Origin of the sequence: Microbacterium sp. BWT-B31, from assembly GCF_041379855.1 — a bacterium.
Classification (GTDB): Bacteria; Actinomycetota; Actinomycetes; order Actinomycetales; family Microbacteriaceae; genus Microbacterium.
This window is the reverse complement of the sequence record NZ_JBFECU010000012.1, coordinates 1-20,606: the sequence shown is the minus strand read 5'-3', so window position 1 is coordinate 20,606 and position 20,606 is coordinate 1. Positions and strand designations below refer to the sequence as shown.

At 72.0% G+C, this 20,606-nt stretch carries 17 protein-coding genes; 9 read left to right on the top strand and 8 right to left on the bottom strand.

Features of this window, described 5'->3' with window-relative positions; genetic code table 11:
• Positions 1-163 precede the first annotated feature (163 nt).
• The gene (locus AB1K54_RS12755; RefSeq protein WP_371203131.1) at positions 164-3,760 is read right to left on the bottom strand and encodes an HtaA domain-containing protein; all 3,597 of its coding nucleotides are present in this window, start codon (positions 3,758-3,760) and stop codon (positions 164-166) included.
• Between the two features lie 150 nt (positions 3,761-3,910).
• On the opposite strand from AB1K54_RS12755, the gene AB1K54_RS12750 reads away from it, so the two are divergent.
• The 4 genes from AB1K54_RS12750 to AB1K54_RS12735 all read left to right on the top strand — a co-directional run bounded on the left by AB1K54_RS12750 (position 3,911) and on the right by AB1K54_RS12735 (position 7,863).
• Positions 3,911-5,080, top strand: a complete 1,170-nt coding sequence (locus AB1K54_RS12750; protein ID WP_371203130.1) for a hemin ABC transporter substrate-binding protein — start codon at positions 3,911-3,913, stop codon at positions 5,078-5,080.
• Positions 5,077-6,150, top strand: a complete 1,074-nt coding sequence (locus AB1K54_RS12745) for a FecCD family ABC transporter permease (protein WP_371203129.1) — start codon at positions 5,077-5,079, stop codon at positions 6,148-6,150. The genes AB1K54_RS12750 and AB1K54_RS12745 overlap by 4 nt, the downstream gene beginning before the upstream one ends.
• A complete protein-coding gene (locus AB1K54_RS12740) occupies positions 6,150-6,944 on the top strand; it encodes a heme ABC transporter ATP-binding protein (protein WP_371203128.1) in 795 nt (264 codons plus the stop codon). Before AB1K54_RS12745 ends, AB1K54_RS12740 begins: the two co-directional genes overlap by 1 nt.
• A gap of 85 nt (positions 6,945-7,029) precedes the next feature.
• Positions 7,030-7,863 carry an O-acetyl-ADP-ribose deacetylase gene (locus AB1K54_RS12735; RefSeq protein WP_371203127.1) on the top strand — a complete coding sequence of 278 codons (834 nt, stop codon included), beginning with the start codon at positions 7,030-7,032 and terminating at the stop codon, positions 7,861-7,863.
• Between the two features lie 37 nt (positions 7,864-7,900).
• Here AB1K54_RS12735 and AB1K54_RS12730 read toward each other — a convergent pair whose 3' ends face one another.
• Genes AB1K54_RS12730 through AB1K54_RS12720 form a run of 3 tightly spaced genes read right to left on the bottom strand, consistent with a single transcriptional unit; the run spans position 7,901 to position 9,945 of the window.
• Positions 7,901-8,254 (bottom strand): sterol carrier family protein, encoded by a 354-nt coding sequence (locus AB1K54_RS12730; RefSeq protein WP_371203126.1) that lies wholly within the window; start codon positions 8,252-8,254, stop codon positions 7,901-7,903.
• Positions 8,255-8,263: 9 nt separating this feature from the next.
• Complete coding sequence (locus AB1K54_RS12725; protein WP_371203125.1) at positions 8,264-9,148, bottom strand: sigma-70 family RNA polymerase sigma factor; 885 nt, start codon at positions 9,146-9,148, stop codon at positions 8,264-8,266.
• The gene (locus AB1K54_RS12720; RefSeq protein WP_371203124.1) at positions 9,121-9,945 is read right to left on the bottom strand and encodes an alpha/beta hydrolase; all 825 of its coding nucleotides are present in this window, start codon (positions 9,943-9,945) and stop codon (positions 9,121-9,123) included. Before AB1K54_RS12720 ends, AB1K54_RS12725 begins: the two co-directional genes overlap by 28 nt.
• A gap of 234 nt (positions 9,946-10,179) precedes the next feature.
• On the opposite strand from AB1K54_RS12720, the gene purD reads away from it, so the two are divergent.
• Positions 10,180-11,451, top strand: a complete 1,272-nt coding sequence (gene purD, locus AB1K54_RS12715; RefSeq protein WP_371203123.1) for a phosphoribosylamine--glycine ligase — start codon at positions 10,180-10,182, stop codon at positions 11,449-11,451.
• A gap of 167 nt (positions 11,452-11,618) precedes the next feature.
• Here purD and AB1K54_RS12710 read toward each other — a convergent pair whose 3' ends face one another.
• The 4 genes from AB1K54_RS12710 to AB1K54_RS12695 all read right to left on the bottom strand — a co-directional run bounded on the left by AB1K54_RS12710 (position 11,619) and on the right by AB1K54_RS12695 (position 15,800).
• Positions 11,619-13,025, bottom strand: coding sequence for an MDR family MFS transporter (locus AB1K54_RS12710; RefSeq protein ID WP_371203198.1), 1,407 nt, complete (start codon positions 13,023-13,025; stop codon positions 11,619-11,621).
• A 104-nt stretch (positions 13,026-13,129) separates the two neighbouring features.
• The gene (locus tag AB1K54_RS12705; RefSeq protein ID WP_371203122.1) at positions 13,130-13,750 is read right to left on the bottom strand and encodes a PadR family transcriptional regulator; all 621 of its coding nucleotides are present in this window, start codon (positions 13,748-13,750) and stop codon (positions 13,130-13,132) included.
• Positions 13,751-13,838: 88 nt separating this feature from the next.
• On the bottom strand, positions 13,839-14,513 hold the full coding sequence (locus AB1K54_RS12700; protein ID WP_371203121.1) for a response regulator: 675 nt from the start codon (positions 14,511-14,513) through the stop codon (positions 13,839-13,841).
• A gap of 45 nt (positions 14,514-14,558) precedes the next feature.
• Complete coding sequence (locus tag AB1K54_RS12695; RefSeq protein ID WP_371203120.1) at positions 14,559-15,800, bottom strand: sensor histidine kinase; 1,242 nt, start codon at positions 15,798-15,800, stop codon at positions 14,559-14,561.
• 188 nt (positions 15,801-15,988) lie between these two features.
• Here AB1K54_RS12695 and AB1K54_RS12690 point away from each other — a divergent pair, with 188 nt between their 5' ends.
• The 4 genes from AB1K54_RS12690 (at position 15,989) to AB1K54_RS12675 (ending at position 20,338) form a co-directional block, all read left to right on the top strand.
• Positions 15,989-16,849 carry a hypothetical protein gene (locus AB1K54_RS12690; protein WP_371203119.1) on the top strand — a complete coding sequence of 287 codons (861 nt, stop codon included), beginning with the start codon at positions 15,989-15,991 and terminating at the stop codon, positions 16,847-16,849.
• 78 nt (positions 16,850-16,927) lie between these two features.
• Complete coding sequence (locus tag AB1K54_RS12685) at positions 16,928-17,890, top strand: phosphoribosylaminoimidazolesuccinocarboxamide synthase (RefSeq protein ID WP_371203118.1); 963 nt, start codon at positions 16,928-16,930, stop codon at positions 17,888-17,890.
• A 75-nt stretch (positions 17,891-17,965) separates the two neighbouring features.
• Complete coding sequence (locus tag AB1K54_RS12680; RefSeq protein WP_371203117.1) at positions 17,966-19,285, top strand: uracil-xanthine permease family protein; 1,320 nt, start codon at positions 17,966-17,968, stop codon at positions 19,283-19,285.
• Between the two features lie 216 nt (positions 19,286-19,501).
• Positions 19,502-20,338, top strand: a complete 837-nt coding sequence (locus tag AB1K54_RS12675; protein ID WP_371203196.1) for a VOC family protein — start codon at positions 19,502-19,504, stop codon at positions 20,336-20,338.
• The last annotated feature ends 268 nt before the right edge of the window (positions 20,339-20,606 follow it).

Below are 20,606 nucleotides of genomic sequence, written 5' to 3'. Positions count from 1 at the left end.
CCCCACTCACCTGGATTGCCCGGAACCGGCCGCATCGATTCGTCGTCGCACGCGCAGGCTGCGGGGTTCGCCCACCCTGAGGGCGCTCCGGCGGATGCGGAGCGCCCTCAGGCTGCGTGGGCCCTCCCAACGAGGGAGGCGAGGCGGTCACTCGGCGCTGCGGTCACTCGGCGCTGCGGTCGTCTCCCGCGGTCACCACCGCGCGGCGGCGCCGCGCGACGACGATCCAGGCGGCTGCGCCGATCGCGGCCAGCAGCACCGCGCCGCCCGCGATCCACGGCCATGCCGGAGCACCCGGCGCGACCGCCGAGATCGCGGTGACCGCTTCGGTCTCGGCAGCCTCTGCCGTGGGCTCGTCGGCGACGGTTGCGAGGGTGTCGCACGCGTCGCCGAGCGGCAGCACCGCCGAGACGGCATCCAGCTCCTCCCCCGCGGGGTAGGTGCCGAACGCGGTCGCCCCGGCGGCGGTGAGGGTCGCCGGCAGCGCGTCGAGCACGATGCCCTCGCCCGTGGCCTCGAGGTCGGGCAGGGCGAACTCCGCGAAGCGCACGCCGGCGGACTGCACGGCCTGGCCCGCCTGCGTCGTTCCGGTCACGTCGAACACGAGGTAGCCGGTGCTGCCGGCAAGTTCGACCCGCGCGTGGGAGAGGGTCGTGTCCAGAGCGCCGTCGTGACCTGTGAAGCGGATGCTGCCGCCGTAGGTGACGAGCCCGGTGCGGGTGCCGTCGTCCACCGATCCGGTGCCGCCGGTCCAGACGTACTCGGGGTAGACGTACTCGACGCCGTCGAGTTCCCAGCCGCCGGCTGCGATGCCTTCGATGTAGGCGCGGAAGGACTCCTTGAAGCCCCAGTCCAGGCGCGCGCCGTCGACCACGCAAGACGCGGCGGCGAGCGCGGCCGCGCGAGCGAGGGTGAAGCGGATGCCGCGGTCCACCGAGCCCTGGAAGGTCAGGGTGTGCTCGCCGTCTTCGAGGGTCGCGGGCACCGAGCCGGTCCAGGTGACGGTGCCCGAGGCATCCGCCTTCGCCGTGCCCAGCACGATCGGCGTGGAATAGACGACGATCTGGATGTCGGACTCGTCGGGCTGGAACCCGCTCGCCGACACCGTCGCCACAAGCCCGGCGGCGAGCGCCGCGAGCTGGTCCGGGGCGGCGTCGATGCCGGTTGTGGCCGGTGCGGTCGACGGGATCACCGGCGGGGCGGCGGGGCGCGGCGCCGAGGCGACCGTGCCGATCGATCCCGTCGGGGCGGCGGCCGGCGAGCCGATCGTGAAGGTCACCGCGTCGAGCTCGGTCGAGAACCCGCCGAGCACCTGATCGCGGCCTGCCGCGGTGAGCGTGGCCGGCACGTTCGAGTAGGTCGTCGCCCCGCTGCTGGTGAGCACCGCGGCGGCGGCGAGGTTCAGCGTCGCGAAGTTCACCTGCGAGCCGCCGCTGGTGACCCACAGCGACCCGGTCGCCGCCGACGTCAGGCGCACCTGGGGGTTCGCGATGGTGACGTCGAGCGCGCCGTTGTGGCCGGTGAAGCGCACCGACCCGGTGTACGTGACCGTGCCGAGGCCGGTCGCCGGGTCGTAGGTGCTGCCCGCGGCCTGGCCGAACTGGAACGAGCCGTTCGCGCGGGTCGCGCCGCCGCCCACGGCGATGCTGCCGTGCGCGATGTCGCCGGTGACGTAGTTCGAGAACGAAGTCGAGATCGCCCAGCGCAGCGACCCGCCCGCGACCGCCGCGGGCGGAGTCACCGGGTCGGTCGGATCGGTCGGATCGGTCGGCGCCGTCACCGGCGGGAAGATTGCTCTCCACTGATCCGCGGTGAGCGGCACGTCGGCGCGGGCATGGATCGTGCCGGCATCCGGGTTGGTGTGCAGCTGCCACACGATGACCTCGTACTGCTTGGCCGGGTCGAGCTTGTCGACCGGTGCGACGAGCGTCCTGTCGAGCTGTCCGTCGACGATCGCGCCGGCCCAGTAGCCGAACGCGACATAGCCGCCGGCAGCAGTCACGGCGGACTCCGTCCCCTTCTCGATGATCGCCGCGTACGCACCGGTCACGTCGCCGAAGCCCGAGCCGGTGACCTTCAGCGTCGCGCCGGCGGAGGCCGAGGCATCCGTCACGGTGACCTCGATCGCGCGGACGGGGTCGGGTGCGGAAAAAGCGATCGGCACCGCGAGCTCATTCATGGCTTGAACGACTCCGCCCGCGCCGACCGTGAACACGGCGAGCGTTCCGCCCGTGAGAGCCTTCGCGTCGAGGGCGGCCTTGGTGATCGTGACCTGCCAACTCGCATCGGCGGTGCCGTCGCCGTTGTCGACCCACTTCGTGGGTGCGCTCGTGTTGGCTTCATCTGCGACCCAGGTGCTGTACGCGTTCGTTCGCGCAGCCGAGGGCGCTCCGTCGGATGGGCGCCACGCGTCCGCTGTCCAGCCCACCTGCAGATAGAACCCGGCCTTGCCCGCCGTGTACTTCGAGGCGGCCGTCGCGTCGTAGTTCTCGACGGTGATGGTCAGCGTCTCGCCATCCCGGTCGAGGCCGGTCGTCTTTGACACCGACAGCGACGGAACGGGAGCGGGTTCGGCGAAGGCGATCGGCGTGTACGTCTCGAACGGGGCGTAGACCGCACCCGAACCCGGGTAGGTGTAGATGCCGTAGTTGCCGGAGAGCAGTTCGGATGCCTCGGTCTTCGACACGGTCAGGGTCGTCTCGAAGGTGCCATCCGCGGCGATGGCGATCGCCCCGGCGCTCGCGCCGCCGACCGCGGCGACGTCCGCCGCGCCCACGCCCCACTTCTGCACCAGGACCTTGCGTGCCGAACTCGGCGCGCCGACCGACGGCTCCCACGTGTCGAGGAACTTGCCGAAGACGATGTACGCGCCACCGAACCTGCCCGCCAGCGGGGGCCGCGTCGCGGTGGTGGCGGGCGGGTCGGCCGCGAACCCGCTGCCTCGAACAGTGATCGTCTCTCCCGCCGCATCCAGCCCCGAGGTCTTCGACACGGTCACGGTGGGCACGGCGGGCTGCGGGTCGGCGGGCTTTTCCGTCACGGTGTACGACACGGCCTCAGAGGTCGAAGCCGCGTGGGTGGAGGCATCCGTCGGCGTGAACTCGGCCGTCAGCGAGCTCGATCCCACCGGAAGCGACGAGGTCGCAAGCGTCGCCGTTCCCGAGGCGACGGGCGACGAGCCGAGGTCGGTCGCATCGGCACGGAACACGACGGTTCCGGCGGCGTCCGGCGAGATGGTCGCGGTCAGCGTGACCGGGGCGCCTTCGACGGCTGTGGTCTCGGGCGACACGGTGAGGATCGTCGCCGTCGCGGTCGGCGGGAACACCGCCTCCCACTGCACGGGCGAGATCGAGACGTCGGCGCGCGCGTAGATCGTCGCGGCCGACGGCAGCGATCGCGTCTGCCACAGGATGACCTCGTACTGCTGCGTGCGGTCGAGACCCGATGCCGGAAGCTCCAGTGCGCCGCTCAGCGAACCGTCGGTCGCGTGCGCCTCGATCGCCGGTGAGCTCGGCGACAGCTGCGCCTCGGTGCCCTTGACGATCACCGTCGCGTACGCGGCGGTCACCTCGCCCAGGCCAGAGGCCTCGATGCCTACGGTGATCCCGGTGGGTGAAGCCGCGGTCACGGTGCCGGTGACGCTCGCCCCCTCGACGGCGAAGGCGGGGGTGGCGGTGATCGCCCCCGCCAGAACGAGCAGGAGGGCGAGGATGGCGGCGATCGCTGTGCGCCCGCGATCCGGTATGGGCTGCGTATTCACGTGTTCTCCGGCCGGGCGCACGCGACGGGCACCCCGGGTGCGTCAGTGCGGTTTCGGGTGATTTGGACACTTAGGTATGGCTAACCTAAGGTTGTCTCGAACGTACGGCACTCGCACAGCCGCCGTCAAGTTTAAGGTAAGCCTCACCTAATGCGGAACACCGAAACCGTCCCCCGCCGCGCGCCGCGGGCCCTCACCGGCCTGGTCGTCGTGCTGAGCGCTGCGCTCGCCCTCACCGGCTGCGCCGCGGCCACGACGACCGCGCCGGACGCGTGCGTGCAGGCATCCGTTGCCCTCGCAGAGCTGGACCTCGCGACCGACCCGCGCACCGCGACCGGGGAGTCGACCGCATGCCTGTCGTCGCACGCGATCGAGCCCGTGGCCGACACGAGCGCGCCGCAGCTTCCGGTGACGGTAACCGATGCCGAGGCCCGCGAGGTCGAGATCGCCGACGTGAGCCGAATCCTGCCCGTCGACATCTCGGGCACGATCGCGGCGACCGTGTTCGCCCTGGGACTGGGCGACAGCGTCGTCGGACGCGACTCGTCCACGGACTTCGCCGGCACCGAGGAGCTTCCCGTCGTCACCAAGACCGGGCACACCCTCAACCCCGAGGCGATCCTCGAACTGGCTCCGACCGTCATGCTCACCGACACGACCATCGGCCCCAAAGAGGTGCGCCAGCAGCTGCGCGAGGCCGGCATCGCGGTCGTCGTGGTCTCGTCCGAGCGGCGCATCGACAACACGCGCGAGATCGTCTCCGAGATCGCGGCCGCGCTGGGCGTGCCCACGCGCGGCGAGGCGCTGGCCGATCGGCTCGACGCCGACATCGAGGCGGCACAGGCCGAAGTCGCCGCGATCGCGCCGGAGGCGGCATCCGATCGCCCTCGACTGCTCTTTCTCTATGTGCGCGGCAGCGCGAACATCTACTACATCTTCGGCCACGACTCGGGCGCCGATTCGCTGATCGACGCCGTACGAGGCATAGACGTCGCCACCGAGATCGGGTGGGAGGGCATGAAGCCGATGACCGCCGAGGCGCTGGCGGCGGCGCAGCCCGACGTGCTCGTGATGATGACCGACGGGCTGGCCTCGGTCGGCGGAATCGACGGGCTGCTCGAACGCATTCCCGCGCTCGCCCAGACCCCCGCAGGCCACAACCGACGGGTCGTCGACATGGCCGACACCGAGATCCTGAGCTTCGGCCCCCGTACGGCCGACGTCGTGCGGGCGCTCGCGCGGGCGCTGTACGCGCCGGCGGATTCTCCCGCGCCTTCGGGCACGCCCGCACCTTCGTCCGCGCCGGGCGCGGCGCCGTGACGGGCGAGGTCGTCACCGCGGTGCCCGTGACCCATCGCGGCTCGCGGTTCGCGATCATGACGGTGGGTCTCGCGCTGCTGATCGCCGTCACCGTGGTGGTGTCGCTCGGACTCGGCCAGTACCCGCTGTCGCCCAGCGAGGTCGTCGGAATCCTCCTGCGGGCGCTCGGCATCGACACGGGATGGGCGCCGGATGCCTCGACCGCCACGGGCGTGATCTTCGAGATCCGCCTCCCGCGCATCGTGCTGGGCCTGCTCGTGGGGGCCGCACTGGCCGTCTCGGGCGTGCTCATGCAGGCGATCTTCGGCAACCCGCTCGCGGACGCCGCGGTCGTGGGCGTCTCGTCCGGAGCCGCCTTCGGCGCCGCGGCCGCGCTGACGTTCGGGCTGACGGTGTTCGGCCTGTGGACGACCCCCGGCTTCGCGTTCCTCGGCGGGCTCGTCGCCGTGTTCGCGGTGTACCTCATCAGCCGCTCGGGAGGGCGCACCGAGGTCGTGACGCTGCTGCTCACCGGCATCGCGATCAACGCGATCGCGGGCGCGGGTCTTGCGTTCCTGACCTTCCTCGGCACGACGTCGACGCGCGAGCAGATCGTGTTCTGGCAGCTCGGCTCCCTCAACGGAGCCCTGTGGCAGAACATCGTCGTCGTCGCGCCGCTCGTCGCCGTCGGGTGCGCCGTCGCGCTGTTCGTCGCACGCCGGCTCGACCTCTTCGCCCTCGGCGAGCGCACCGCGCGGCACCTCGGCGTGCGGGTCGAGCTGCTGCGCGTCGTCGTGATCGTGACGGTCGCACTGCTCGTGTGCGCGGCCGTCGCCTTCGCCGGCATCATCGGGTTCGTCGGCCTCGTCGTGCCCCACCTCATGCGCATGGCGATCGGCCCCGCGCACCTGCCGCTCGTGGTGGCGAGCGCGCTCGGCGGCGCCCTCCTGATCGCGGTGGCCGACCTCGTCGCCCGCACCGCCGTTCCGCTCGCCGACCTGCCGATCGGCATGATCACCTCGCTCGTCGGAGGGCCGTTCTTCCTGTGGCTGCTGCTGCGCACGCGTCGACGTTCCGGGGGGTGGGGATGATGACGGATGCCCCGACCCCCCGCGTCCGCCTCGAGGCGTCCGGGGTCTCGGTGAAGCCCGACGGCGCAGCCCGCCCGGTGCTCGCCGACGTGTCCATCGCCTTCCGCGCCGGCGAGCTGCACGCCCTCGTCGGACCGAACGGCGCCGGAAAGTCGACATTGTTCGGCGTGCTCGCGGGGGACATCACGCCCGATGCCGGAACCGTGACGCTCGACGGGGCGCCGCTGCGCGGCATCCGTCCGCGCGATCTCGCCCGGCAGCGTGCGGTGCTGCTGCAGCAGAACGCGGTGTCGTTCCCCTTCACGGTCGAGCAGGTGGTGCGGATGGGGCGCGCGCCGTGGGCGCGGACCCCTCTCGAGGACGACGACGACGCGGCCGTGGCGGCGGCCCTCGAGGTGACCGACATCGTTGCGCTCGCGCATCGCGGCCTTCCGTCGCTGTCGGGCGGGGAGCGGGCTCGCGCGGCGCTCGCCCGCGTGCTCGCGCAGCGCACGGACGTGCTGCTGCTCGACGAGCCCACCGCCGCGCTCGACCTGCGCCATCAAGAGGACGTGCTGCGCATCGCGCGCGGCCGCGCACGCGAGGGGGCCGCCGTCGCGCTGGTCGTGCACGACCTCAACGCCGCCCTCGGCTACGCCGATCGCGTCACGCTGCTCGACGGCGGCCGCGTGGTCGCGTCGGGTGCGCCGGTCGAGGTGCTGACGGCGGATGCCGTCGCCGCGGTGTACCGGCAGCCGGTCGACGTGTTCCCGCACCCGGGCTCGGGGGTTCCGCTGGTGGCGCCGAGGCGGTGAGGCGCGCGCCTGCGGATCGAGTGGCGCCGCAGCGGGCCCGTCGGCGACCTGTGCGAGTGTCGGTGGCCTCGGCGAGACTGGGCGCATGGTCAGCGTCACGGCGGTTCACGGCGACATCACCGAGCAGCGCGTCGACGTGATCGTCAACGCGGCGAACCGCGAGATGCGCGGCGGAGGCGGGGTCGACGGTGCGATCCATCGGGCGGGCGGGCCGGCGATCCTCGACGACTGCATCGCGCGGTTCCCGCACGGGCTGCGCACCGGCGATGCCGGATGGACGACCGCCGGCGCTCTTCCGGCCCGCTGGGTCGTGCACACCGTCGGCCCGAACCACGTCGCCGGCGAGAGGGACCGGTCGCTGCTGGAGTCCTGCTACCGGCGGGCGCTGGCCGTCGCGGACGAGCTGGGAGCGCAGAGCATCGCCTTCCCGCTGATCAGCGCCGGCGTGTACGGGTGGCCCCTCGACGACGCGATCGACGCCGCCATCGAGACGATCGGCCGAACGCCGACGCGAGGAGAAGAGGTCCGGCTGGTCGCGTTCAGCGCCGACACGCACCGGCGTGTGCAGGCGCAGGTGCTGCGCGCGTTCCCGCCCGAGACCGCGCACGCGTCGATCGGTGGCCTCTTCGACCCCGCACCCGAGCAGTGGGGTCTGCGCGGGGACCCGTACCTGTGGCGGGCGCTTCGCTCGCAGTTCGCGACGACGCCTCTGCCGCCCGACAGCCGGGAGCTCGACCGGGTGATCCGCGATGCGGCGCAGGCCGTGATCGGTGCTGCGCTCAGCGCTTCGGATGACGCGCACTACGTCCCCGAGTTCGACCCGGGGCACGGGATGTCGGCGGGCGCGGTCTCCCGCGAGTGGTGGAACACCACCGGCATCCGGACTCTCATCGACCGCTTCGAGGCGCGCGACGGCTGACTCCGCCGCCGGGTGCGACCGCCACGTCAGCGCCGGCTCAGGGCCGCAGCGGCAGCAGCGCCGAGAGGTCGGCGCGCACACCCGACGCCAGGATGCGGCCCGAGGACGCGGCATCCCACCACCCCTCCTGCCCTGTCGCGACCGCGATCCACGTCGCGGGATCGGTCTCGACGACGTTCGGCGGCGTGCCGCGCGTGTGCCGCGGGCCCTCGATCACCTGCACCGCACCGAACGGCGGCACGCGCACCTCGACCGTGTTGCCCGGCGCCTTCTCGGCGAGCAGCTGCAGCAGGTACCGCACGGCGGTCGCCAGGTCGGTGCGGCCAGGGTCCTCGGCGGCGACGGCGGCCAGCGCCGCGCGCCCATCCTCGGTCGAGATCTTGCGCGCCATGGCAACAGGCTATTCCTGCACGGATGCCTCGTGGCCGGCCATTCCCGCATCGACGAGTCGCGGCTCGGCGAACACCGTGATCCTCGCCACGCCGTCACGCCGCACGTCGAGCACCGCGACTCCGAACGGCGCGCCATCGTGGTGCACGACGACCGCGGGCTGCGCGTTGCGCACGACGGGACGCATGCTCCACTCTGCGGAGCGCACGGCGTCGCGCAGCACGGGCTCGCACTCGACGCGACCCTGGAACGCCCCGCCCCGGGCACCGAGGTCGAGCACGGCGTCGGCGCGCAGCAGGGCGATGAGCGCGTCGACGTCGCCGCGCACGAAAGCCGCCATGTACACGTCGAGCGCGCGGCGCGCGACGGGGTCGTCGGGCTCGACGACGTCCGAGCCGACGACGTCGGCGGTCGCCGCACGGGCGCGCTGCAGGGCGCTCTTGACGGCAGGCACCGAGATCTCGAGAACATCGGATGCCTCCACCGCCGTGAACCCGAGCACGTCGCGCAGCAGGAGCGCGGCGCGCTGGCGCGCCGGCAGGCGCTGGAGCGCGACGATGAAGGCCAGTCGCAGGTCGTCGCCGCGGCCGGCGAACGGCTCGACCGCGGCGGGGAGCAGCCCCGGATCGACGACGACCTCACCGGGGCGCGCGGCGCGGGAGCGGATCGCGTCGAGGCATGCGCGCGTCGCGATGGCGTACAGCCACGTGCGCACCGAGGAGCGCCCTTCGAACGCGGGCCAGCCCCGCCACCCACGCAGCAGCGCCTCCTGCAGCGCGTCCTCCGCGTCGTGCGGGTTGCCGAGCATTCGATAGCAGTGCGCCAGCAGCTCGCCGCGCAGCGGCGCGACCTCGGCCTCGAACCCCGTCACGACACCAGTATCGACCGCAGCCATGCGCCCGTCCTCTCTATCGCCGCATCCGCCGCCGGCGAGCGACCGGCGGCCATCTGGAACGTGTGGAGCTCCCCCGGCGCGAGATCGACCTGCACGGCCACACCGGCGTCGGAGAGACGCGCGGCCAGCGTGAGCGAGTCGTCGCGCAGCGCCTCGTCCCCGCCCGCCTGGAGCAGCACCGGAGGCAGCCCGCCGAGGTCCGCGAAGAGCGGCGACGCCTGCGGGTCCCGAGGATCCACGCCCGCGAGGTATCCGGCGGCGAGCCCCCGCACGAGGTCGCGTCCGAAGAATGGGTCGCGGCCCAGGTCGTACGACGCGCCGCGGGCCTCGAGGTCGGTCCACGCCGAGAACAGGGCGAGCGCCGCGGGAGCATCCGCTCGTCGGCGCGTCGCGAGGGCGAACGCGAGCAGCGCGCCGCACGAGTCGCCGACCACCGCGATGCGTCGGGCGCCCCGCGCCTTCAGCCACGCGCAGGCCCGTTCCACGGTCTCGACCTGCGACGGGAAGACGTGCTCGGGCACGAGACCGTACTCCACGGCGAAGACGGCGACGCCTGTCGCCCGCGCGAGGTGCCCGAACATGCGGGCGTGAGTGTCGACCGAGCCGCTGACGAAGCCGCCCCCGTGGATCGCGAGGATCGCGGCATCCGCCATCGGCTCTCTCGGTCGCAGCCACGCGCCCGACGGATCGTCGACGTCTTCGCGAACGATTCCCGCCGGCTCGGCGCCGACGTCCTGCCACGGCGGCACGTCGCCGCCGCGCGCGACGGCCAGCCAGTGCGCTCTGTTGGTGTCCATGCATGGGTAGACGCACGGCGGGGCCGAAAGGAATCGGCCGGCGCCCGTCTTCGCGGGGGTCTTGCGGCGTCCGAGCCGAGGATGCGCCTGCAGAACTCCTCCGATGTGGGCGCCGTTCGCCGGAATCGGCGCCTCCGGCCCCGCGCGGGCCCGAAGTGGAGGAGTTCTGCAGGCCACCCCCGGCGACCCGCACCCCTGCCGACCCCGCGCCGACCCCCGGGCTAGGCTGGCGGGGTGAGAATCCTGGTCCTCGGCTCGGGCGCGCGCGAGCACGCCATCATCCTCGCCCTCCGCTCGGAAGAGTCGGATCACGAGATCTTCGCGGCTCCCGGCAACGCCGGCATCGCGCAGGACGCCGCGATCGTCTCGGTCGACCAGAACGACCCCGCGGGCGTCACGCAGTTCTCGATCGACAACGCGATCGACCTCGTCGTGATCGGCCCCGAGGCGCCGCTTGTCGCGGGCGTCGCCGACGCGGTGCGCGAGCGCGGCATCCCGGTGTTCGGTCCCGGAAGGGCGGCGGCGCAGCTCGAGGGATCCAAGGCGTTCGCGAAGCGGATCATGGATGCCGCGGGCGTGCCGACCGGCCGCGCGATGCGCGCCACCACCCTCGCCGAGGTCGAGGCCGCGTTCGACGACCTCGGGGCGCCGCACGTCGTGAAGGCCGACGGGCTCGCCGGCGGGAAGGGCGTCATCGTGACGAGCGACCGCGCCGCCGCCGTCGCGCACGCCGCGCAGTACCTGCCGACCGGCGCCGTGCTCGTCGAGGAGTTCCTCGACGGGCCTGAGGTGTCGCTGTTCTTCCTCTGCGACGGCGACCACGTGCTCCCCCTCAGCCCTGCGCAGGACTACAAGCGCCTGCGCGACGGCGATGAGGGTCCCAACACGGGCGGAATGGGCGCGTACTCGCCCCTCCCCTGGCTCGACGGCCGGTTCGGCAGCGAGGGCGAGTTCACCGATCTCGTCACGCGTGAGGTGGCCGAGCCCGTGATCCGCCAGCTCGACGCCGAGGGCACCCCGTTCATCGGCCTGCTGTACGCGGGCCTCATCATCACCGACGCGGGCGTGAAGGTCATCGAGTTCAACGCGCGCTTCGGCGACCCCGAGACGCAGGTCGTGCTGCCGCGGCTGATCGACCCGCTGTCCGAGCTGCTGATGGCCGCGGCATCCGGTCATCTCGAGGACCACCCCCGCCCCGCCTTCGCCGAGGCGACCGCCGTCACCGTCGTGCTCGCGAGCGAGGGCTATCCCGAGGCGCCGGTGACCGGCCGACTGATCGGGGGGCTGGATGCCGCGGCCTCGGTCGAGGGCGTGCACCTGGCACACGCGGCCACCGTCGAGGCCGAGGCCGGCCTTCTCGCGTCCGGCGGCCGGGTGCTCAACGTCGTCGCCCTCGGCACGACGTTCACGCAGGCCCGCGAGCGCGCGTACCGCGCACTCGCCGAGCTCGACCTCGAGGGCGGTCAGCACCGCACCGACATCGCGCTGCGTGTCGTCGAGCACTGACGCAGCCGCTCGGCGCGCCGCGTCCGAAGTCGAGACCGCGGCTTCTCGCCGAGGCACCCCGCTGTCCACACGGACAACGTGCGGTCTCGGCGGGTACATGCGGTCTCGACGCCGGGTGCGGCCGCGTGACGGATGCCGCGACCAAGGCCGCGGCATCCGTCACCGTCTCACTTCTTTCGCAGACCCTCCGGCCGGCGCAGGAACAGCACCGCGACCAGCCCGATCAGGATCGCGACGATCGGCAGGATCAGCGACTGCGCCATGGCGTGCGAGAACGGCTCGGCGATGAAGTCGGGCATCTGCCCGGTCGTGAACTCGCCCCCGGACTCGCCCGCTCCGGGCAGGTTCGCCTCGAGGCGCGACTGCATGAACGCGGCGATCGCGGCCGAGCCGAGCACCGAGCCGATCGTGCGGGTGGTGTTGTAGATGCCCGCACCGGCGCCGGCCTGCTGTAGCGGAAGGTTGCGGGTCGCCGTGGTCGCGAGCGGACCCCACATGCCGGCGTTTCCGATGCCCATGATGAGCGACGGGATGAGGAACACCCAGATCGGCGTGTCGAGGTTCATCAGCAGCGCGTAGAGCGTGAGCGACGCGGCCACGAGGAGCAGTCCGGGCACGAGCAGCGCGCGGGGATCGACCCGGTCGAGCAGGCGTCCCGCGAAGGGTGAGAGCACGCCCGCCGCGACGGCCATCGGGATGAGCAGCAGCGCCGACTCGGTCGGGGTGAGGCCGCGTGCGAGCTGGATGAAGAACATCTGCGGCAGCGACATGGCCGTGACGGTGAACCCGACGGTCGCGATGCCGATGTTGGCGATCGAGAAGTTGCGGTCGCGGAACAGCTCCATGGGCACGAGCGGCTCGCTGCGCGTCTTAGCCTGCTGCCACAGGAACAGCCCGAGCACGACGACCCCGGCGCCGATCATCGCCCACACCCACGGAGCCCAGTCGAACTTCTCGCCCTCCTGCAGGCCGAACACGATGAGAAACAGCGCGATCGCCGAGAGGAACACGCCGAGCACGTCGAAGCGGTGGTGGTGCGTCTCGAGCTTGGGCACCAGGATCCACGCGAGCACGAACCCGACCACTCCGACGGGAAGGTTCACGAAGAAGATCCATTCCCAGCCGAAGCCGTCGACGAGCAGCCCTCCGGCCAGCGGGCCGACGAGCAGCGCGACGCCCGAGGTGGCGCCCCACAGGCCCATCGCGGCGCCGCGTTTGTTCGGCGGGAAGGTGCGCGTGATGACGGCCATCGTCTGCGGCGTCAGCAGCGCCGCGCCGAGCCCCTGCACCGCACGGAACACGACGAGCATCGTGAGCGAGGTCGACAGGCCGCAGCCGAGCGACGCGAGCGTGAAGACCGCGAGTCCGATGAGGTAGATGTTCTTCGGGCCGAACCGGTCGCCCAGGCGTCCGGTGATGAGCAGGGGAACGGCGTACGCGAGCAGGTACGACGAGGTCACCCACACGACGTTGTCGAGGTTCGCGGTGTCCGGGTCGAGCGCGGCCTTGATCGCCGGGTTCGCGACCGAGACGATCGTGGTGTCGACGAGGATCATGAAGAACCCGATGACCATCGCCCACAGGGCGGGCCACGGGTTCTTGGGCAGGGCCGGCGCGGAGCCGCGCTTCGCTGTGGACGAGACGGATGCCTCGGCCCGCGTGGTCGTGTTGCGGTCGGTCATCGGCGTGCAGCCTTTCGTTGGGCGAGATAGCGTTCCGTGGGCTCGGCGGGAGCGCCCCAAGGGAAGTCGGGATCGTCGAGTCGCGCGATCGCGGCGTCGAGCCAGGCGAGTTCGGCGGCCACGACGGCCTGCTCGCGCTCGACTTCGAGCAGGTACTGCTCGGGCACCCCCTTCGCCTGGGCGTGCGTGCGGCCCTCGGTCAGCGTCAGGTGCGCTCCGGCGAGCGCGGCGCGGCGCACGACCAGCAGTTCGACCGCCGTCTCGCGGTCGAGGTTGTGCGCCTCGGCGAGCGCGATGCGGAACTCGGTGGGGTTGTCGACGCGGGGCAGCTCGCGGCGCACCCATTCGACGACCGCGTCGGCGCCGGCATCCGTCAGTGTGTAGGTGGTGCGCTCGGGTCGGTTGCCTTCGCGCTCGACACCGACCTCTTCGAGCAGGCCCGCGCGCTCGAGCCGAGCGACGGTGTTGTACATCGTGCCGGTCGTGATCGACACCAGCCGATCGTCGCGGCGGATGCGCATCAGCCGGATCATCTCGTACGGGTGCATGTCACCTTCGCGCAGGAGCGCCAGCACCATCACCCCGAGCGGGGTGAGGCGATCGACGGCATCGCGCATGAGGGTGCTCCGGAGCGGAAGAAGAGGTGGTTGGGACTGATTAGTCCACATGGACTATACAGCAGAGCCGCCGACCACGCACCCCTGCCTATGGCGTCTCGCCCGCCCGCTCCACCATCACCCCGATCTGCGTCCGGTTGCGCACAGCGAACTTCAGCTTCACCTGCTGAAGATGGGTCTTCGCCGTCGACAGCGCGACGTGCATCGCGAGCGCGATCTCGCTGTCGGTCGCCCCAGCCGCGACGAGCCGGGCCGCATCGCGCTCGCGGTCGGTCAGCATGGCGAAGAGGGCGGCGGCGTGGCGGTGCGCCGCGTGCCCGGAGTCGGATGCCACCCGCTCGACGAGCACCCGGGTGTGACGAGGCGAGAGGAACGCGTCACCGCGCGCAACGGTGAGCACCGCCTCGGCGAGCGCGTCGGGAGCGGTGTCTTTCAGGAGGTAGCCGTAGGCCCCCGCCCGCAGCATGCGTTCGACCGTCTCCGTGGTCGCGATGCTCGTCATCGCCACCACTTCGGCATCGGTCATCGCCAGCAGCGCCCGCGTCGCCTCGATCCCGTCCATGCCGGGCATCTGGATGTCCATCAGCACGACATCGGGGCGTGTCGTCCGCGCCAGCTCGATCGCCTCGGCGCCGCCGGCTGCGACACCGACGACCTCGATGTCGGCGCGGGGGTCGAGGATGCCCTTGACCGCCGCGCGGACCAGGAAGTCGTCGTCCACGACGATCACCCGCACGGGACGTCGAGCATCGGCATGAGGCATTCCGCCACGATATCGGCCACCGCCGACACGACGTCGCCGACGCCGTCAACCCCAGGGCAGGCTGACGTCCACGATGAACCGGCCCTCGTGCGGACCGATCCACGAGGTGCCCCCTTCGGCGGCCGCACGCTCCCGGATGCCCGCGATCCCCCGGCGACCGCCGGGAACCCCGGTCGAGACCGGCATGAGCGGGTTCTCCACGCGGATCCGGATGCCTCGGTCCGGTGCGGCATCGGCGGTGACCGAGATCGCCGCGCCCGGCGCGTGCTTGATCGCGTTCGTGAGGCTCTCCTGCACGATGCGGTACGCCGCCGCGTCCCGAGCGGGGCGGGCGTGCTCGATCCCCTCGATGAGCACGTAGGCGTCGAGGCGGTAGCCCGCGGCCCGCAGGTCGGCGAGCAGCCCTGCGACCAGGCGCAGCGACGCCTGGGGCGCCGCGCCGCCGACGCCCCCGTCGGAGCGCAGGCCGCCGACGACACCGCGAACGTCTTCCAGCGCGGCATGGGCCTGATGCCGCACGAGGCGGGCCCACTCCGCGAGCGCCGGGTCGACCGGAGCCGCGGCCGCCTGCGACTCGAAGGCGCCGGCAGCGAGGGCCATCGACGACAAACGGTGGCCGAGGCCGTCGTGCAGGTCGCGCGCGATGCGCTCCCGCTCGGACTGGCGCGCGAGCTGCGCATCGAGCGCCTCGGCGCGCTGGTGCTCGTGTTCCGCCTGGACGCGCTGGGCGGATGCCTCCACCCGCGCGCGCCGATACGCAACGAGTCCGGCGACCGTCGCCAGCGACAGGACGGCGACGACGACCGTCGCGATGTGCCAGTGCGCCTCGTCGGCGGAAGTGTCGCTCGCGAACGTCCATGCGAGCGCCCCGCCCCAGCCGCCGAGCAGCTCGCGGAGCACGAACAGGAGCACGGCGGCGGCCGTCGAGAGGGCGATCTGCGTCGTCTTCCGCGGCCAGCGGACCAGCGCGCAGTACACGCCCACCAGGGCGAGCGCGTACGACACCCCGAGCAGCATCAGGACCCCGCCCGCCACGACGACCGCCAGTGGGGCCCTGACCCTCACGAACACCGTCGCCCAGCAGGCGACGGCGAGGAGGAAGATCAGCACGCCGGCGGTGGTGATGTGCGCCTCGGTGTCCTCGCCCTGCGCGAACGTCACCGCGCCGGGCACGTTGACGAGACCGAGGGTGTCCAACAGCACCCCGATCACGAACAGCCCCAGCGACCGGCTGCCGCCAAGGAGCCGTTCGAGCGGTCGCCGCTTCGGGCTCACGGCAAGCGTCATGAGATGAGCCTAGGCAGCACGGCCGACACCGCCCTCACCCTTTCGTCTGCACATGTCCGAGCGAAAGGCCGGCACTCCCCGGCCGGACGACGGAGGCGCCCATCCCGGCCGCGCCGACAGGCTCGGAAGCAACGGACGTCGTCCGAGTGCGCGAAGGCGCACCACACCTGTCTGAGAGGACCCATCCCATGTCGTTCGACAACACGCAGCCGCCGTCATCCCCTGAGCCGCCCGCGCCCGCAGCCCCTCCGGTCGCCGCCCCTGTCGGACCGGCCGAGCCCGCGAAGCCGGCGGTCCGTCCGCTCGCCTGGGTGGCGCTCGGCGCCGCGGCGCTCGGGTTCCTGTTCGCCTGCATCCCCGGGGCGCTCATCGTCGGCTGGATCCTGCTTCCGATCGCGTTCGTCTTGGCGATCGTCGCGCTGGTGATGAAGGGGGCGAAGTGGCCGGGCGTCGTCGCGCTCATCCTGAGCGTCGTCGGCACGATCGTGGGCTTCGTGGTGTTCTTCGCCCTCGCCGCCACCGCCGTGAACGACGCGATCGAGGACACGACCGGCAGCTCTGTCTCGGCACCGACCGAAGAGGCCGAGATCGCAGACGAGCCGGCCGAGCAGACCGCCGCCCTGGGGTCGTCGCGCGACCACCCCGCACCGATCGGCTCGGTCGTCAGCGGCCGGGAGTGGGACGTGACGATCAACGGCGTCACGCTGGGTGCGACCGATCAGGTGGTCGCCGCCAACATCATCAACCAGGCCCCCGAGGCCGGGTACGAGTACATCCTGATCAACGTGACCGTGACCTACACCGGCCCCGACAAGGGCATGCCGGCTCTGACCTCGATCGCGTACGTGACGCCTGAGGGCGTCACGATCGACGGGCTGGACTCCTTCGCCGTCGCCCCCGACCCGCTCGACACCCTGAGCGAGCTGTACACCGGCGCGTCGGCGACCGGGAACATCGTGCTGGCGGTTCCGTCGGCGACGGCGGACGCAGGCGTGCTCGTGGTGACTCCGGGCATCCTCGCCGACGACGTCTTCGTCGCCGTCAAGTGATCCGTCGGCCGGGTGTGCCGCGTTGAGGGGACGGCACACCCGGCCGGCGCGCGCCGGCGCGTGGGGGATGATGGAGCGGTGACGAACCCTGACGACCTCCCCGGCTGGCACCACGTCTACTCCGGCAAGGTGCGCGACCTGTATGTGCCCGACGGCACCGCCGAGGGCGCGCGCCCCGAGCACATGCTCGTCGTCGCGAGCGACCGGGTGAGCGCGTTCGACCATGTGCTCTCACCCGGCATCCCCGACAAGGGGCTGCTGCTCACGACACTCAGCCTGTGGTGGTTCGACCAGCTCGCCGGCGCCGACGGCGGCCGGCGCATCCCGAATCATCTCGTCCCCGCGCACGTGCTCACGCTCGGCGCCGACGGGGTCGCCAACACCGCAGACGATCTGGTCGCGCTGATTCCGGATGCCGTCGCCGGACGCGCGATGGTCGTCAAAAGCCTCGACATGCAGCCGATCGAGTGCGTCGTGCGCGGGTATCTCACCGGGTCGGGCTGGTCCGAGTACCGCGTCGAGGGGACGGTGTGCGGCATCCGCCTGCCCTCTGGTCTTGCCAACGGCGACCGCCTGCCCGAGCCGATCTTCACGCCCGCGTTCAAGGCGCCGCTGGGCGAGCACGACGAGAACATCTCGTTCGAGCGCACCGTCGAGCTCGTGGGCGCCGAGCGTGCCGATCAGCTGCGCGCGCTCTCGCTCGAGATCTACACGCGCGCCGCGCGCATCGCCGAGGCGCGGGGGCTGATCCTCGCCGACACGAAGTTCGAGTTCGGCCTCGACGACAACGGCACGATGACCCTCGCCGACGAGGTGCTCACGAGCGATTCGTCGAGGTATTGGGATGCCGCGGCCTGGGCCTCGGGCACGACTGCCGACGAGCGCATGGCGAGTTTCGACAAGCAGATCGTGCGCGACTGGCTGGCCGCCAACTGGGCCCCGCCGCGCGAGGGCACCCCGCCGGCGCTTCCCGCCGAGATCGTCGGGCGCACGGCGGCGCGCTATCGCGAGCTGCTGGAGCGCCTCACGGGAACCGCCTGACCCCGGGGCCGCACCACCGCTCACAGCGAACTCCCAGGTATCGTTCTCAGCATCAACCCGAGCTGAGGAGTGCCCATGCCCATCTGGAAACTGCACGGAAACGGTCGCACCGTCGAGCCCGGTGCGGTCGTCAAGCCCGACGAGCGACTGAACTGGGGCGCGACCGTCGCGATCGGCGCCCAGCACGTCGTCGCGATGTTCGGCGCGACGTTCCTCGTTCCGGTGCTCACCGGCTTCCCCGTGTCGACGACGCTGCTGTTCTCAGGCCTCGGCACGCTGCTGTTCCTCGTGATCACGCGCAACAAGCTGCCCAGCTACCTCGGCTCGTCGTTCGCGTTCATCGCCCCCGTGACCGCCGCGACGGCGTCGCAGGGCATGGGGTCGGCCCTGGCCGGCATCGTCGCGGTCGGCGTCCTTCTGGCCGCGGTCGGGTTCGTCGTGCAGTTCGCCGGCATCGGCTGGATCGACCGGCTCATGCCCCCGGTGGTCGCCGGCGCGATCGTCGCGCTGATCGGCTTCAACCTCGCCCCCGTCGCCTGGCTGAACTTTCAGCAGGCGCCAGTGACGGCATCGGTCACCCTGGTCGCTGTGATCCTGTTCAGCGTGCTTTTCCGCGGATTCCTCGGCCGCATCTCGATCTTCCTCGGAGTGATCGTCGGCTACGTCGTCGCCGTCATCCAGCACGAGGTCGACTACACGGACGTCACCGAGGCGGCGTGGGTGGGGCTGCCCGAGTTCCACATCGCCGACTTCGGCAACCCCGGCACCTGGTCGGTCGTGGCGATGTTCCTGCCGGTCGTGCTCGTGCTGATCGCCGAGAACGTCGGCCACGTGCGCGGTGTGGCGACGATGACCGATTCCTCGGTCAACCAGCACACCGGCCGCGCGCTCATCGCCGACGGCGCAGCGACCACCCTCGCGGGCCTCTTCGGCGGCTCGGGCACGACCACCTACGGCGAGAACATCGGCGTGATGGCGGCGACGCGCGTCTACTCGACGGCCGCGTACTGGGTCGCGGGCGCGGTCGCGATCCTGCTGGCGATGTCGCCGAAGATCGGCGCGGTGTTCAACACGATCCCCGCGGGCGTGCTCGGCGGGGTCACCACGGCGCTGTACGGCCTGATCGGCATCATCGGCATCAAGATCTGGGTCGACAACCGCGTGGACTTCTCGCGCCCGGTCAACCAGTACACCGCCGCGGTCGCCCTCGTCGTCGCGATCGCCGGCTTCACGATGCAGTGGGGCGACTTCCAGCTCGGCGCGATCGTGATCGGCGCCGCCGCGGCGCTGCTCATCTACCACCTCGGCAACCTCATCGCGCGCTGGCGCAAGACCGGCGCCGACGACGGCGGCCCGATCCCCGCGGTGGGTCAGCTGGGCGGCGACCCGCGGTAGTCGCCGGGTCGCAGCATCCGCCCCCCTCCCCCTCCCCCACCCCTCTCGTCGAGTAACCGCGTTCTCGCCGAATGACCGCGCTGTCACCGCGAACAGCGTGCGGTCTCGGCGAGTACGCGCGTTCTCGACGCCGGTCGCGGAGGGAATGAACGACGGATGCCGCGGGTTGCGATTCACGTGAATGAATCGTCAGACCGCCTGGCCGCCGCCACCGCGATGGGCGCCGTCACGCTGCTGGTGGGCGACCTCGACGCGATGACGCGCTTCTACCGCGACGTGGTGACCCTGCAGGTGCTCTCGGCCGACAGCGACACCGTCACGCTCGGCCGCGCGGGCCTGCCCATCGTGATCCTCACCCACCAACCCGCCCTGCGGCACGCGGCGCCAGGTTCGGCGGGGCTCTACCACACCGCGATCCTCTTCGAGACGCAGACCGCCCTCGCCGCGGCGCTCTACAGCGTGGCGCGCCAGGCGCCGGGCGCGTTCACCGGCTCGGCCGACCACCTGGTCAGCCAGGCGTTCTACTTCACCGACCCCGAGGGCAATGGCATCGAACTGTACTGGGACCGCGCGCGCACCGAGTGGTCGTGGGTCCACGGCGAGGTCGAGATGGCGACCCTCTACCTCGACCCGAACGCGTTCCTGCGCGAGCACCTCACCGAAGAGGCCTCGCTCGGCGCGACCGCCGGCGAGGCGGCATCCGTCGGTCACGTGCACCTGTCGGTGGGGGATGTCGCGACCGCCCGCGCCTTCTACGTCGACGCGCTCGGATTCGACGCCACAGCGGCCATCGGCAGCCAGGCGCTGTTCGTCAGCGCGGGCGGATACCACCACCACATGGCGATGAACGTGTGGAACTCGCGGGGAGCCGGACCGCGGATGCCCGCGCTCGGCCTCGGCCGCATCGACCTGACGCTGCCCGACGCCGACGCGCTCGGCGCGCTGGACGAGCGTCTGCGCCACCACGGATTCGCGGTGCGAGACGACGGGCGCACGCTCGCGTTCGACGACCCGTGGTCGAACGCCATCCTCGCCACCGCGCCCTCGCGCTGACCGGTCCCACGCCCTCGCGCTCACCGGTCCCGCGCCCTCACGCTCACCGGTCCCGCGCCCTCGCGCTGACCGGCCCCGCGCCCTCGCGCTCACCGGTCCTCGTCGAGAACGCAGGTTCTCGCCGAGCGACCACGCTATCCACGCGGACGACGTGCGGTTTCGGCGAGTACGCGGTTTTTCGACGCCGCGGTGCCCCGCGGGCGAGCGGGCGCACGGGCGAGCGGGCGCACGGGCGGGCGCGCGCGCGGGCGGGCGGGCGGGCGCGCGG